14 protein-coding genes are annotated in these 13563 nt (G+C 39.7%); 7 read left to right on the top strand and 7 right to left on the bottom strand.

Translation table 11 applies throughout. The annotated features are described in order from the left end of the window. The first annotated feature begins 1 nt into the window (after position 1). Positions 2–277: an acylphosphatase gene (locus tag B9T33_RS05790; protein ID WP_086178004.1), complete on the top strand. Its 276-nt coding sequence runs from the start codon at positions 2–4 to the stop codon at positions 275–277. A gap of 73 nt (positions 278–350) precedes the next feature. Here B9T33_RS05790 and ruvC read toward each other — a convergent pair whose 3' ends face one another. Then, positions 351–896 carry a crossover junction endodeoxyribonuclease RuvC gene (gene ruvC, locus B9T33_RS05785; RefSeq protein ID WP_067763317.1) on the bottom strand — a complete coding sequence of 182 codons (546 nt, stop codon included), beginning with the start codon at positions 894–896 and terminating at the stop codon, positions 351–353. A 132-nt stretch (positions 897–1028) separates the two neighbouring features. Here ruvC and B9T33_RS05780 point away from each other — a divergent pair, with 132 nt between their 5' ends. Together B9T33_RS05780 and B9T33_RS05775 are read left to right on the top strand one after the other, a co-directional pair. Next, a complete protein-coding gene (locus tag B9T33_RS05780; protein ID WP_086178003.1) occupies positions 1029–1604 on the top strand; it encodes an FxsA family protein in 576 nt (191 codons plus the stop codon). A gap of 164 nt (positions 1605–1768) precedes the next feature. Beyond that, positions 1769–2407 carry a LysE family transporter gene (locus B9T33_RS05775; protein ID WP_086178002.1) on the top strand — a complete coding sequence of 213 codons (639 nt, stop codon included), beginning with the start codon at positions 1769–1771 and terminating at the stop codon, positions 2405–2407. A gap of 82 nt (positions 2408–2489) precedes the next feature. On the opposite strand, the gene B9T33_RS05770 is transcribed toward B9T33_RS05775, so the two are convergent. The 3 genes from B9T33_RS05770 to ahpF all read right to left on the bottom strand — a co-directional run bounded on the left by B9T33_RS05770 (position 2490) and on the right by ahpF (position 4943). Next, positions 2490–2690, bottom strand: coding sequence for a hypothetical protein (locus B9T33_RS05770; protein WP_086178094.1), 201 nt, complete (start codon positions 2688–2690; stop codon positions 2490–2492). A gap of 154 nt (positions 2691–2844) precedes the next feature. After that, positions 2845–3096 (bottom strand): hypothetical protein, encoded by a 252-nt coding sequence (locus tag B9T33_RS05765; protein ID WP_086178093.1) that lies wholly within the window; start codon positions 3094–3096, stop codon positions 2845–2847. A 281-nt stretch (positions 3097–3377) separates the two neighbouring features. Continuing rightward, positions 3378–4943, bottom strand: a complete 1566-nt coding sequence (gene ahpF / locus B9T33_RS05760; protein WP_086178001.1) for an alkyl hydroperoxide reductase subunit F — start codon at positions 4941–4943, stop codon at positions 3378–3380. Between the two features lie 274 nt (positions 4944–5217). On the opposite strand from ahpF, the gene B9T33_RS05755 reads away from it, so the two are divergent. Continuing rightward, positions 5218–5436: a DUF1653 domain-containing protein gene (locus B9T33_RS05755; RefSeq protein ID WP_086178000.1), complete on the top strand. Its 219-nt coding sequence runs from the start codon at positions 5218–5220 to the stop codon at positions 5434–5436. 47 nt (positions 5437–5483) lie between these two features. Continuing rightward, entirely contained in the window at positions 5484–6077 is a 594-nt protein-coding gene (locus B9T33_RS05750; RefSeq protein ID WP_086177999.1) for an O-methyltransferase, read from the top strand. A gap of 140 nt (positions 6078–6217) precedes the next feature. Here the strand turns inward: B9T33_RS05750 and B9T33_RS05745 are convergent, their stop codons facing one another. The 3 genes from B9T33_RS05745 to ahpC all read right to left on the bottom strand — a co-directional run bounded on the left by B9T33_RS05745 (position 6218) and on the right by ahpC (position 8031). Further along, positions 6218–6424, bottom strand: a complete 207-nt coding sequence (locus tag B9T33_RS05745) for a KTSC domain-containing protein (RefSeq protein ID WP_078189026.1) — start codon at positions 6422–6424, stop codon at positions 6218–6220. Between the two features lie 283 nt (positions 6425–6707). Beyond that, complete coding sequence (locus tag B9T33_RS05740) at positions 6708–7184, bottom strand: hypothetical protein (protein WP_143223997.1); 477 nt, start codon at positions 7182–7184, stop codon at positions 6708–6710. A gap of 283 nt (positions 7185–7467) precedes the next feature. Then, positions 7468–8031 carry an alkyl hydroperoxide reductase subunit C gene (gene ahpC, locus B9T33_RS05735; RefSeq protein WP_086177997.1) on the bottom strand — a complete coding sequence of 188 codons (564 nt, stop codon included), beginning with the start codon at positions 8029–8031 and terminating at the stop codon, positions 7468–7470. A gap of 413 nt (positions 8032–8444) precedes the next feature. Here ahpC and B9T33_RS05730 point away from each other — a divergent pair, with 413 nt between their 5' ends. Together B9T33_RS05730 and B9T33_RS05725 are read left to right on the top strand one after the other, a co-directional pair. Further along, positions 8445–12413, top strand: coding sequence for a DUF3418 domain-containing protein (locus B9T33_RS05730; protein ID WP_086177996.1), 3969 nt, complete (start codon positions 8445–8447; stop codon positions 12411–12413). A 31-nt stretch (positions 12414–12444) separates the two neighbouring features. Beyond that, positions 12445–13560 carry a beta-ketoacyl-ACP synthase III gene (locus tag B9T33_RS05725; RefSeq protein WP_086177995.1) on the top strand — a complete coding sequence of 372 codons (1116 nt, stop codon included), beginning with the start codon at positions 12445–12447 and terminating at the stop codon, positions 13558–13560. Positions 13561–13563: the final 3 nt, after the last annotated feature.

Raw genomic sequence — 13563 nt, 5'->3', positions numbered from 1 at the left:
AATGCATGCAGTAAAACTATTGATACAAGGCAAAGTGCAGGGCGTGGGCTATCGTCGATGGTTTGAGCAACAAGCGATTGCTCTCGATCTCAAAGGCTATGTGAAAAATTTAGCGACAGGCGATGTTGAAGCACTGGTGATAGGCAGCGAAGATGCCATTCATAAAATCCTGAAACACAGTCAAATTGGGCCTTTACGTGCTAATGTTACTCAAATAGATCAGCACATTATCCCGATGCATGACTTAGATTATGATGATTTTAAAATGATGCGTTAAGATTAATCGTTAAGAGCAGGTGATTTTAAAATCATCTCGTTGTCAGGTGGATACAAACACAGAATTATTTGTATTAACGACGACGGCTACTTACTCGACTGCGCCCACGTGCCATACCACCAAGTGCATTTAAAACCGCCATTTTGCTCATACTACCAGAGGCATGGGCATGGCAAATGGCTGCAGCAAGGGCATCGGCAGCATCTTGTTGTGGTTTGATGCTTAAGTCGAGTAAGCGCATCACCATCATTTGGACTTGTTCTTTATCCGCAGCACCATAACCCACCACAGACTGTTTAATTTGGCGCGCGGTATATTCTGCGACTTGCAAATCTAAATTCGTTAAAGCTGCGATTGCTGCACCACGTGCTTGCCCCAGTTTTAACGCTGAATCAGGGTTCTGCGCCATAAACACTTGTTCTACAGCAGCTTGGGTTGGGCCATGGAACTTTACGATACGGTCGATGCCGGCAAAGATACGTTTTAAGCGTTCGGGCATTTCAGTCGTTTCGGTACGAATGGTGCCCGCATCGACAAAACGTAGTTTTGAACCATCTTGTTCGATGATGCCATAACCAGTTAAGCGAGAACCTGGGTCAATACCGATAATTAATGACATGTTTGCCCTATTTGCCCTTTAAAAATAAAATAATGCCCATATTGTTACATAAGCGTGTCAAAAAAGCTTGATAGTGATTAAGCAATTGATTGTTACACCTTAAATTAATTTACTGAGATTTGATTAATTTTCATGAAATTATTTCTTCTGATTTTCGCAGGCTTGATCCTCGAAGTGTTTGTCTGGATCGGTGTGGGCGACCTCGTCGGTAGTATGTGGTACGTCTTTTTCTGGTTCGTGATCGCATTTTTCATTGGTTTGAATATTATTCGCAAGTATTCAACTGGTTTAATGCCACAAATGCAGCAAATGCAAGCTGGGCAAATGAGTAGTGATCCTGCATTAACTGGCAATTTACCGAAAATTATTTCTGGTTTTCTGTTGCTGTTGCCGGGTCTAATCTCAGATGTATTGGCACTATTGATATTAATTCCACCTGTGCAAAATGCTCTTAAAGCAGTCATGATGAAAACCATGATGAAACGTCAGCAAGCTATGATGGAAAAAATGATGGGTGGCATGATGGGCGATATGGGAGGCATGGGCGGTGCTCAGGGACAAAATCCTTTCGCGGACATGATGCGTCAAATGCAAGATATGCAAAATCAGCAGGGTGGCAGCCGTGATTCAAGTGTGATTGATGGCGAAGCACGTGAAGTGACACCAGATGCGAAACAAATTGAACTGAAAGATGTAAATCAAAAATAATCTAATCAGTAATTGAAAGCCGAATACCTATTCGGCTTTTTTTATGGCTTTTATTTAATATAAGATTTAAACACTTAGATTTTCAAATTAAGTGCACTCATTTCGAGTTATTAGTTTGAACAGTCGATATAATATCGTGGTTATTTCACTCTACATATTGCTTCATGTCTCTGTTATTTACCATTTGTGCGCTGCATTTTGTGGCGCAGCTTAGCCCAGGTCCAGATGTTCTACTGATTGCTAAAAGTGCAGCCTCCACAACACGTGCCAATACTTTAAAAATTATTGCCGGAATTTCAGTGGGTATTGTGGTTTGGGTCGTGCTGACTTTACTCGGTTTCACGGTTTTAATTGAACAGTTTCCATGGATTCAACAAGTACTCATGCTAATTGGTGGATTATTTTTAGCAAAAATGGGTTGGGGTATGCTGAGTGGTGGCTTAAAGTCGCTTACGCAAGATGTTCCATTGGACAGTTCAGACGAGTTGGGAAAGCCGCAGAATTATTTTTTACAGGGTTTATTCACCAATCTATCCAATCCTAAAACGCTCATCTATTTTAGTAGTGTATTTTCCTTGGCGCTGAGTTCTTCTGCGGGTTCGGATTTAAAAACTCAATTGGCATTTATTATTCCCATCCAAACTTTTTTGGTGTTCAGTCTGCTCATGATGATTGTCTCAATGCCAAAAATTAAAGTGTTGTATCAGCGTTCAGGAAGTTATATTGATATCATTTCAGGTGTATTGTTCCTGATCTTTGCTATTTGGTTGTGGTTTGATGCTATCAGTCTTTTCCGTGCTTAAGCGCAGAGGACATAAAATTCAATGCTGTAAAGCCAAGCAAAACTGCTTGGCTTTTTCATGATGAAGTAAATTATAAGCGTAATTATTTTTGAGTCATTTCTGTTGTTTTTGAATCCGATAAGTCTTGTTTTTGTGGCTCATCAGTTGTTACGGTTTCAGTCTGTTCTAAATGTTCACGGTAGCGATTAGGTTTAAGGGTCGATTCAGTATTTTCCGACCCTTTATACGAACGACTGCGATTTGCACGTTCACGTAAACCACCTTTCTTTATCAATTGAACCATGACATTCACTTACATAAATCTTGTAGCGGCTATTTTAAATAAAAAAAGCCCACAGGTTAAGGTGTTGAGTATTCCATAGGGTAGAAAAACTAAAAGCCCAAGTAAACTCAGGCTTTGAAAAAATATAATTTAAGTTCTGTTGATGGAAAATCTGTTATTTATTGGTTTTTTCGTCGTGTTGTAAAATTTCAAAAATATTCATTTGAGCGGGTGTGTCTGTATCATGCTGCTGTAAATACACTTGTACGCTTTTAAATAGAATGGCAACAGCAAGGCAAGTGAGTATACAAAATATCCAGAAACCAAATGGACTACGAATATTATGTGAGCCGCATTCAGGACACTCTTTATCGGTTGAATTAACGACTTTGTTGCAACAAGCACAGTGATATTGATAGTGTAGCATCGTCATTCTCCAGTCTTGGGCCTGACCAACATTCTTGTAGTTTTTATTCATCAGCAATCCTTGATCACTTATTTCATCTTAATGCTTTTTAATGAAATTGCACAAGTTTTAAACGATATGGATTGCGCATCATTGTGTAAGAGATTGACCTTATATTCTGTTATTTGCTGTTAAATCATTATTTTAAAATATGGGTAAAGTTATAAAAGAGATTAATGTAGCTACAAAAAAGCCAGTCCTAAGACTGGCTTTATAATTTAACTTTAGATTTGTATCAGTGCTTATTGACCAGAACGAATGATGTAATCGAATGCAGATAACGATGCTTTCGCGCCTTCACCTGTAGCAATGATAATTTGTTTATAAGGAACTGTTGTACAGTCACCCGCAGCAAACACACCTTTCACATTGGTTTCGTTACGTTCGTTAATTACAATCTCACCACGGTTTGAAAGTTCAACGGCTGTGTCTTTTAAGAAATCAGTGTTTGGTAACAAACCGATTTGTACAAAGATACCCGCCAATTCAACAGTTTTGATTTCATCTGTTGCACGGTCTTTGTAGTTCAATGCAGTCACTTGTGAACCATCACCCACCACTTCTGTAGAAAGTGCATTCAAAATCACAGTGGTGTTCGGCAAGCTGTTCAATTTATCTTGAAGCACTTGGTCAGCACGAAGTTTAGTATCAAACTCAACAAGCGTTACATGCTCAACAATACCTGCAAGGTCAATCGCTGCTTCAACACCAGAGTTACCACCACCAATGACGGCAACACGTTTGCCTTTGAACAATGGACCATCACAGTGTGGGCAGTAAGCTACRCCACGTGTACGGTATTCTTGCTCACCCGGAACATTCATCTCTCTCCAACGTGCACCAGTTGATAAAATGACAGTTTTAGACTCAAGTTTTGCACCATTCTCTAAAGTTACTTCTACTAAACCGTTGGCAGTTTCGTCCGCACCTTTAATGTTGGATACACGTTGAAGGTTCATAATGTCCACACCGTACTCACGTACATGTGCTTCCATTTCAGCGGCAAACTTAGGACCTTGAGTCTTTTGAATCGAGGTAAAGTTCTCAATGTCCATCGTATCCATGACCTGACCGCCCATGCGTTCAGCCACGATACCCGTTTTAATGCCTTTACGTGCTGCATAGATTGCAGAGGTATTCCCTGCAGGGCCACCACCAATCACAAGAACATCAAAGGCATCTTTGGCATTTAACTTTTCAGCATCTTTCGCCGCAGAGTTAGTATCCAATTTGGCAATGATTTCTTCCAAAGTCATACGACCTTGACCAATATGTTCGCCATCTTGGAACACCATGGGTACAGCCATGATTTTGCGTTCTTCAACTTCGTCTTGGAAGAATGCACCATCAATCATGGTTGCTGTTGTGCCTGGATTGTTAATAGCAATCAGGTTCAATGCTTGAACCACGTCAGGACAGTTATGGCAGCTTAACGATACGAATACATCAAAGTTAGATTGAATGCCTAAGCCTTTAATCGAAGCCAATACTTCATCAGACACTTTAGGTGCATAACCAGACGTTTGTAACAATGCCAAAATCAGTGATGTGAATTCGTGGCCCATAGGCAGACCTGCGAAGAATACACGAGGTGCTTCACCTGCTTTTGCAATTCCGAAGCTTGGCGCACGGCTATTTGTACCGTCAAAACGCGCTGTAACTAAGTTTGAAAGTGCAGCAACTTCAGTCACTAATTCTTTAATTTTGTCTGATTTATCCGTACCGTTCAAAGTCGCCACGATTTCAATCGGACCTTCAAGGCGTTCAAGAAGTGTTTTGAGTTGAGCTGAAGTATTTTGGTCTAACATTGCTAACGTCTCCAAAGGAGTAAATTTATTCGATGAGAGAATGATAGGACAAACCATCACATAGGTGAAACGGTTTGTTTTTATAAAAACAATCGGTTTTACTAATCAATAATTAAAATATCTTTCTAAATCAGAAGAATATCTGAGCTATAGGTGGGGGCTAAGAGACGTAAAACAAGTCAATTAAATGAAAGATAACGGATTTTGTCGATATGAATGTATTGTAGTGTTAGAGTCTATTTTACTAAATTGAATCTGATTTTTGAGAATGGAAATGCAAGTAAAACAAGGTATTTATCAACATTATAAAGGCAAGTTATATCAAGTATTTCATGTGGCAACCCACAGTGAAACTGAAGAAAAATTAGTGGTATATCAATGTTTATATGGTGATTATTCGATGTGGGTACGACCACTTGAAATGTTTACTGAAACCGTCAAAATCGATGGAGAGGTTCTTCCACGTTTTAAATTGATTCAAGAAACCCATTAAATATAGACAAATATATTTTAAGTTTAAGCTGAGAGTGAGGTTAAAAGATGAGCTTGGATGCTGCTTTTTTGAATTATATGCAAAAGCTATATGCTGACTTCACTGCGCATGATGCACAGCAAAATGATCGACTTTCTCGCTACCGTAATATTGAGCCAGAATCCGCTTTGCTCTTAGCTATGCAAATCCGTATGAAGCAAGCGAAACGGATTTTAGAAATTGGTACATCGACAGGCTATTCGACACTTTGGTTGGCGGATGCAGCACAATCCACACAAGGCATTGTTGAAACCATTGAAATTGATCAATCGCGTATTGAGCAAGCAAAAGAGCATGCGGCAAAGCTTGGACTAAGTGGGTTCATTCAATTTAACCAAGGTGATGCACTGCAATTTCTACAAGATTGTTCAACACAATATGATTTCATTTTGCTTGATGCGGAGCGTGATGCTTATGTCGAATACTGGACCCATTTACCTCAATTGCTTAGTAGAAAAGGTGGGGTGTTATTTGTGGATAATGTCTTATCGCATGCACAGGATGTCGTTGAATTTATTCGTGTGGTTAAAGCAGACCCACGTTTTGTCAGTACGACAATTAATGTCGGTGCGGGTTTGCTGATGGTCACTTGGCGTGATTAGGGTGCGTTTAAATTCAAAACGAAGTCTAAATTTGCAATAAAAAATCAGGGTCTTACACCCTGATTTTTATAAAAATTTTAATTTTCTACCTTGAAATATCCATGTTATTCAAAGTATCTTCCTGACACGATCTTAATCTTTTAACCCTGCAAAGAGACACGGGAAAAATGTAAATCATATTCTAAATATTTGTGGACAAAGGCTGTTTTATCGCTACAGCGTAATAAATTATCGTAAATAAAAGGTGAAACTGGATAAAATAAATCGCCAGAGCCATTTGCATAAAAAATTTTTAAGTAACGTGAAGAAGAACTGTATTTCCAAGATGTTACAACAGTTGTTGTCATAAAAATCCCCCTTATTGCATCGTTATTGTTGTGTTGCAGTTGAAGGTCATTCTTATTTGAACTTAAGACAAAATATTATGTTGGACTATTGCAGATTTGTTAAAAAATAAAGTTTTATCAGCTAAATATTGCTGAAAAAATATAATACGTATTGATTGTGATTTTTGGCGATCAGCAAATGATATTAAAGGGCGAGTGACTATAAATCTGACGGAATGTCTTTTTTATAGCGACTCGAATGACTTGAAAAATGGACGACAAAGAGCGGTCTACAATGTAGGCTCTAGAAAGTGCGGCATTGTTCCGATTTATTGCCTTTGACCTGATTATTATTTCCGTTCATATTGAACGAGTTTTCACTACAGATTAAGTTGCCAGCAATTTCATTATCTTTTAGCGAAATATGTCCACTATTTTTCTTTAATTTTAGATCGCCGCTAATTTGGTTATTCTGTAGTTGAATATTTTGTCCTTCACTAAAATTAACATCGCCACTGATATTGTTATGGTCTGCAATAATTTTAGAAAAGTTTTTATTGGATTCAATATTGCCTTTGATGTGATTATCACGGAGTTCGATCGTGGCACCAGATTGTAGAATGATATTGCCATGAATAATTAAGCCTTCAAGTTGGCAGTTTTTTTTGACTTTAATGTCTTCACGGATACTTTGATTTTTAATTTGTCCGTCACAGTCAATGGCGGCAAAAGTGTTGAATGAACATAAAAATATACAACTAAGGAGCATCATTTTTTTCATTTGCTTGTATCTCCCCCGAACGTAGCAATAAGAATAAAATTTCATGTTAAAAATACTGGACTCTATAAGTGATGAATAGTAGGGGAATAGACTGATGCTCTACATTTTTATTATGTTTATGTAATTATGAATTAGATGGTTTTCGGGTTATTTTTAAAATGATTAAACCACTTAAATCATTTGAGAAAAAATGTGAATTCGGTTGATTATTTCAAATAAAAATTAACCATAAAAAAACCACGCATAGAGCGTGGTTTTTTGAATCAGTTCAATCTAATACAGATTAGATTTTACCAACTAGGTCGATTGAAGGAGCAAGAGTTGCGTCGCCTTCTTTCCATTTAGCTGGGCAAACTTCGCCTGGGTGAGCGTGTACGTATTGAGCTGCTTTAACTTTACGAAGAAGTTCTTGAGCATCACGGCCGATACCACCAGCATTGATTTCAACGATTTGGATTTTACCTTCTGGATCGATAACGAAAGTACCACGGTCAGCAAGGCCAGCAGCTTCAATTAATACGTCGAAGTTTTTAGCAAGAGTCCAGTTCGCATCACCAACCATTACGTATTGGATTTTTTTGATTTCTTCTGAAGAATCGTGCCAAGCTTTGTGAGTGAAGTGAGTGTCAGTAGAAACTGAGTAGATTTCAACGCCTAATTTTTGGAATTCAGCGTAGTTGTCTGCAAGGTCACCAAGTTCAGTTGGGCAAACGAAAGTGAAGTCAGCTGGATAGAAGAAAACAACAGACCATTTGCCTTTAAGATCAGCTTCGGTAACTTCGATAAATTTACCGTTTTGGAATGCAGTTGTTTTAAATGGTTTAACTTCAGTATTAATTAAGCTCATCATTGTCTCCATGATTGAGGTTTGTATTTAATTTCCGATAGAGTATAGGAATTCTTTTTATTGCTGAAATGGTATTTTTACATTAAAGATATCGGAAAAACCGAACTTAGCTAAAATGTCATCTCAGCAAGGTCATGATTTTTAACATTTCAGCAAATTTGATGCTTATGTTTAAAAACAAAGTCGTTTTAACATAGTCATATAATGCTGAAATGACAAAATCAGCAAAAAAACATCAGTTCCTCAACTTGCTTAAGAACATGAAGTCTGTGTTGTTAAAATTCAAGGTTAATTTTAAAAAAAGTTAAAATTAAACAAAATATATCTCCTTTATCGGGGCTGGGATGTTCTTCCGCTTCATCTCATTACAGCGTAAAATAGCGCTTTGTTGTTTTTATTAGGAATCTTGTTCTGTGCAGAGTTGTTTAAATGTAGATCAGCTTGTGATGGTGCGTGACCTTCACCGTTTAAACCGACTGAAAAAGGGCAAAGATGCGGATCAAAAACAGCATCAGGAATTATTTGAAAAATCGAATACCAAAGTCCGCGAGCGTTTTGCGCGTATTCCGAACATTAAGTTGAACCAAGACCTGCCCGTTACTCAATATGCAGATAAGTTGATTGATGCTATTCAAAAGCATCAAGTGATTATTGTGGCGGGTGAAACAGGTTCGGGCAAAACCACACAGCTACCGCAAATTGCCATGTTGGCGGGTCGTGGTTTAACGGGTTTGATTGGTCATACTCAACCTCGACGCTTGGCTGCACGTAGTGTTTCCCAACGTATTGCTGAAGAAGTCGGTGAAAAGCTGGGTGAGTCGATCTCCTTTAAAGTTCGTTTTAATGAGCAAGGTTCGCAAGACTCGATAGTTCGTTTAATGACGGATGGTATTTTGCTGGCAGAACTCGCCAATGACCGTTTTTTAAATAAATACGACACCATTATCATTGATGAAGCACATGAACGTTCATTAAATATTGACTTCATCATGGGCTATCTCAAGCAGCTTTTGCCGCGCCGCAAAGATTTAAAAGTCATTATTACCTCTGCAACTCTAGATGTTAATCGGTTCTCGAATTACTTTAATGGCGCCCCCATTTTTGAAGTAGAAGGTCGTAGTTTCCCTGTAGAAACGCGTTACCGTCCGATTTCTGAAATGAACATTGGCGGTAGTGATGATGATGAATTTGATGATTTTGAAGAAAACTTACCTCGGGCAGTGGTTTCTGCGGTAGAAGAATGCTTACAGGATGCACAAAGCAAAGGTCATCCTGAGCATGCAGATATTCTAATTTTTGCCAGTACAGAGCAAGAAATCCGTGAATTACAAGAAACTTTAATTAAACATGGTCCACGCCATACAGAAGTGTTGCCACTATTTGCACGTTTGGCTTTGGGTGAGCAGCAAAAAATTTTTAACCCAGCAGGCGGTGGTCGACGCATTATTATTGCCACCAACGTGGCCGAAACAGCATTAACCGTGCCAAATATCCGTTATGTAATTGATAGCGGCTTTGCGCGTATTTCACGTTATAACTACCGTTCACGCGTGCAGCGCCTACCAATTGAAGCAGTATCGCAAGCGGCAGCCAATCAGCGTAAAGGTCGTTGTGGTCGTATTGCGCCGGGTGTGTGTATTCGTCTGTACAGTGAAGAAGACTTCCAAAGTCGCCCTGAATTTACCGAGCCTGAAATTAAACGAACCAACTTGGCCTCGGTTATTTTGCAGATGCAAAGTTTGGGCTTTGGTGAATTAGAAGATTTTGACTTTATCGAGCCGCCTGATCATCGTTTGGTGAATGATGGACGTAAGCTTTTAATTGAGCTTGGGGCGATGGTTGAAAAAGGGAAAGCCCCTCTTTCTGAAAGAGTGAGTGGCACTGCTACGCAAGGGGGAGATTTGATTGAAAGCAATCCCTCTAAATCTCCCTTTAATAAAGGGAGACTTGCTCCCGTTAAGGGGAGTGGCTTAACCAAAATCGGTCAGCAAATGGCAAAAATGCCGATTGATCCACGTCTTGCGCGGATGATTTTGGGCGGCGCGCATTTTGGTGTGTTAAATGAAGTCTTGGTCATTGTCGCTGCTTTGGCTGTACAAGACCCGCGTGAACGCCCTGCAGATAAACAAATGCAAGCTGATCAAAAGCATGCCTTGTTCCGTGAAGCAGATTCAGACTTTCTGTTCTACACCAAATTGTGGGAAACCTTGCACTCGAACCGTGACAGTATGAGTGAGAGTAAACGTCGAACCTTTGCTCGTAATCATTTCTTAAGTTGGTTGCGCCTACGTGAATGGAAGAAAACCCATGAGCAATTGGTGGATTTGGCAAAGGGCTTAAATCTTTCTTTTAATGAGAAGAAAGCCAGCTATGAAAATCTGCATCGTGCTTTATTGACGGGTCTATTATCTTTCATTGCCAATAAAACTGATGAACGCAATGTCTTTATGGCAGTACGTCAGCAAAAGGCACGGATTTTCCCTGCATCGACTCTGCATAAAACCAATACGCCATGGGTCATGGCGTTTGAGATGGTGGAAACCTCACAGGTCTTTATTCGCACACTAGCGAAAATTGAACCTGAATGGATTTTATTGGCTGCAGGTGATTTGCTGAAACATCATTATTTTGAGCCGCATTGGTCGAAAAAAACCGGTGTCGTGAATGCTTATGATCAAATTTCATTGTTTGGTTTGATTATTGAGCCACGTCGTCAGATTAATTATGAAAAAGTCGATCATCCGGCGGCGCATGAAATTTTCCTACGGGATGCTTTGACTACGGGGCATTTGGGCATTACACCGCCATTTTTAAAACACAATTTATTAAAACTCGAAGAAGTTGAGCGTGTTGAAGATAAACTGCGTCGTCGTGATTTGGTGGTGGATGAAGAAACCATTTACCAGTTCTATGCGTCTAAAGTGCCAGAAGATGTTGCTAGCCGCCGTTCTTTTGAAGATTGGCGCGCCACCGTAGAACCAAAAAATCCGCGTTTTTTATTTGTGGATGATGATGCGCTGTGGCTGAATGACCGTCCAACAACACAGCAATTCCCCGATTATTTACGCAATGGCGAGCTGCGCCTTGCTGCCAGTTATCGTTTTGACCCAAGTCATGATGAAGATGGTGCGACCGTCAAAATTCCAGTACAAGCTCTACCGCAGGTCGATGAAAATATCTGGTCTTGGGGTATTCCGGGTTGGCGTCAAGATTTGATTGAAGCTTTACTTAAGGGCTTGCCAAAAGAGAAACGTCGTCATTTGGTGCCTATTCCTGATACCGCTCGAAAATTAATGGGGCGTGTCGATGCAATGCATTTGCGTGAGCATATTTTCAGTTTCTTGGCTTTCCAATTACGTGGTGAACAAATTACGGAAAAAGACTTTTCTTGGGAGCGTGTCGAGCAATATCTATTGCCATTAATCAAGGTGATCGACGAGAAAGGTCGGGTTATTGAGCACGGGCGTGATTTAGATGAGCTGAAAGCGCGTTGCCGTACAGAAACCCATAGTCCTGTTAAACAGTTAAAAGGTGAGTTTAAAAATTTCCCAGACAGTTTTGTCTTTGAAGCATCACAAAAAGTCACAGGTGTTGTGGTTAAACAGTATCAAGCATTGGTGCCATCTAAAGATTTTGCTGCTTTAACTGCTAAAGACGAATCTGGCGTGGTGATTCAGACCTTTAATGATCAAGCCGAAGCGGTAAAACAACATCGTGAAGGGATCATTCATCTGGTGCATATGCAGTTGGGTGATTTGGTTCGTCAGTTGAAAAAGCAGATTTCAAAACCGTTGGCATTGGCGTATTCGCCTTTAGGTGACAAAGCAAAACTTGAGCAAATGTTAGTTTATGCCACACTGCAACTTTCAATAAATGAGCTACCTGTCAATGCTGAGGAATACCAAAAGCTCATTTTAAATGTAAAAAAATCTTTCTTAAGCTATGGTCAACAAGCACTGGCTGTTTTGAGCGAAACTTACATCCAATGGCAGGAAATACGTCGGAAATTGTTGGTTTTAGATGATTCTGTGTTTGGGAAAAATATAGATGATATTGAAGATCAGCTCGACTTGATGGAACTTTCAGACTTTGTTTATGGCAAAACTTCCGATGTGTGGTTGGAATTTCCAAGATATTTAAAAGCTTTAATCTTGCGTTTAGATCGCTTGCCAAATAACCTACAAAGGGACAATTCTGCCATTGATCAAGTTGACCCGTGGATGGAAAAATTATTCAAGTTTAAAAATGACACTCGCCTTAAAGAATTGTATTTCATGGTTGAGGAGTTACGTATCTCTATTTTCTCTCAACCGATGAAGACCAAGATGCCAATTTCTCCATCCCGCTTGCAAAAAGTATGGGATAAACTTGGAATCAGTTAATATATAGGTAATTTGAGAAAAGGAGTTTTACATGGGCATCCGCATTACGGGTACAGGTCTTTACCATCCAGAAGACGTAATCACTAACGAAGAGTTAGTTGAAGCTTTAAATGCTTATGTGGAACAGTACAACAGCGACAACGCTGAAAAAATTGAAGCAGGCGAGTTAGAAGCTCGTCGCGGTTCAAGTGCAGAATTTATCGAAAAAGCATCTGGCGTAAAAGCACGTTATGTTGCGGAAAAAAGCGGTATTCTCGATCCAAAACGTTTACGTCCAGTGTTGCATGAACGTTCAAATGATGAATTATCTATTCAAGCTGAATGGGGCGTAGCAGCAGCAAAACAAGCGATGGAAAATGCAGGCGTGACTGCAGAAGACATCGATGTGGTGATTTTGTCTTGCTCAAACATTCAGCGCGCATATCCAGCAGTTGCGATTGAGATCCAAACGGCTTTAGGTATCCAAGGTTATGCATACGACATGAACGTTGCGTGTTCTGCGGCAACCTTTGGTATTAAGCAAGCATATGATGCGATCAAAGCGGGCGCACGCCGTGTGTTATTGGTGAACGTTGAGATTACTTCGGGTCACACTGATTTCCGTATGCGTGACTGTCACTTTATCTTTGGTGATGTAGCTACAGCATCAATTATTGAAGAAACTGAAACCAAAGCAGGCTTTGAAGTATTAGATATCGATCTATTCACTCAATTCTCAAATAACATCCGTAACAACTTCGGTTATTTGAACATGAGCGAAGTAGATGCAGACATCGACAACAACCGTTTCCGTCAAGACGGTCGTAAAGTGTTTAAAGAAGTGTGTCCTTTAGTTGCGAAAATGATCACCAAACAATTGGAAGATAACAAAATCGCAGCAACGGATGTGAAACGCTTCTGGTTACACCAAGCCAATGCCAGTATGAATGAATTGATTTTGAAGCTGGTCGTCGGTAAAGAAAATGCACAACCAGATTTAGTGCCAATTATTCTTGATGAGTTTGCCAATACCTCTTCAGCAGGCGTGATCATTGCATTACACCGTACTGCAAACGAAGTGAATCATGGTGAATATGGTGTCCTTTGCTCATTTGGTGCAGGCTATTCAGTTGGTTCTGTACTTGTGCAAAAACACGACGCTGCATAAGGA

Origin of the sequence: Acinetobacter sp. ANC 5054 (assembly GCF_002135295.1) — a bacterium.
In the GTDB taxonomy this organism is placed as follows: Bacteria; Pseudomonadota; Gammaproteobacteria; order Pseudomonadales; family Moraxellaceae; genus Acinetobacter.
Note: the sequence above shows the minus strand (reverse complement) of the source record. Positions and strands in the feature narration are given on the sequence as shown.

Coding starts and splice junctions, on each gene's coding strand:
- B9T33_RS05770 (WP_086178094.1), bottom strand. CDS start 2,690: ATGGTTCAATTGATAAAGAAAGGTGGTTTACGTGAACGTGCAAATCGC.
- ruvC (WP_067763317.1), bottom strand. CDS start 896: ATGTCATTAATTATCGGTATTGACCCAGGTTCTCGCTTAACTGGTTAT.
- B9T33_RS05765 (WP_086178093.1), bottom strand. CDS start 3,096: ATGCTACACTATCAATATCACTGTGCTTGTTGCAACAAAGTCGTTAAT.
- B9T33_RS05780 (WP_086178003.1), top strand. CDS start 1,029: ATGAAATTATTTCTTCTGATTTTCGCAGGCTTGATCCTCGAAGTGTTT.
- ahpC (WP_086177997.1), bottom strand. CDS start 8,031: ATGAGCTTAATTAATACTGAAGTTAAACCATTTAAAACAACTGCATTC.
- B9T33_RS05755 (WP_086178000.1), top strand. CDS start 5,218: ATGCAAGTAAAACAAGGTATTTATCAACATTATAAAGGCAAGTTATAT.
- B9T33_RS05750 (WP_086177999.1), top strand. CDS start 5,484: ATGAGCTTGGATGCTGCTTTTTTGAATTATATGCAAAAGCTATATGCT.
- B9T33_RS05790 (WP_086178004.1), top strand. CDS start 2: ATGCATGCAGTAAAACTATTGATACAAGGCAAAGTGCAGGGCGTGGGC.
- B9T33_RS05740 (WP_143223997.1), bottom strand. CDS start 7,184: ATGAAAAAAATGATGCTCCTTAGTTGTATATTTTTATGTTCATTCAAC.
- B9T33_RS05725 (WP_086177995.1), top strand. CDS start 12,445: ATGGGCATCCGCATTACGGGTACAGGTCTTTACCATCCAGAAGACGTA.
- B9T33_RS05745 (WP_078189026.1), bottom strand. CDS start 6,424: ATGACAACAACTGTTGTAACATCTTGGAAATACAGTTCTTCTTCACGT.
- B9T33_RS05775 (WP_086178002.1), top strand. CDS start 1,769: ATGTCTCTGTTATTTACCATTTGTGCGCTGCATTTTGTGGCGCAGCTT.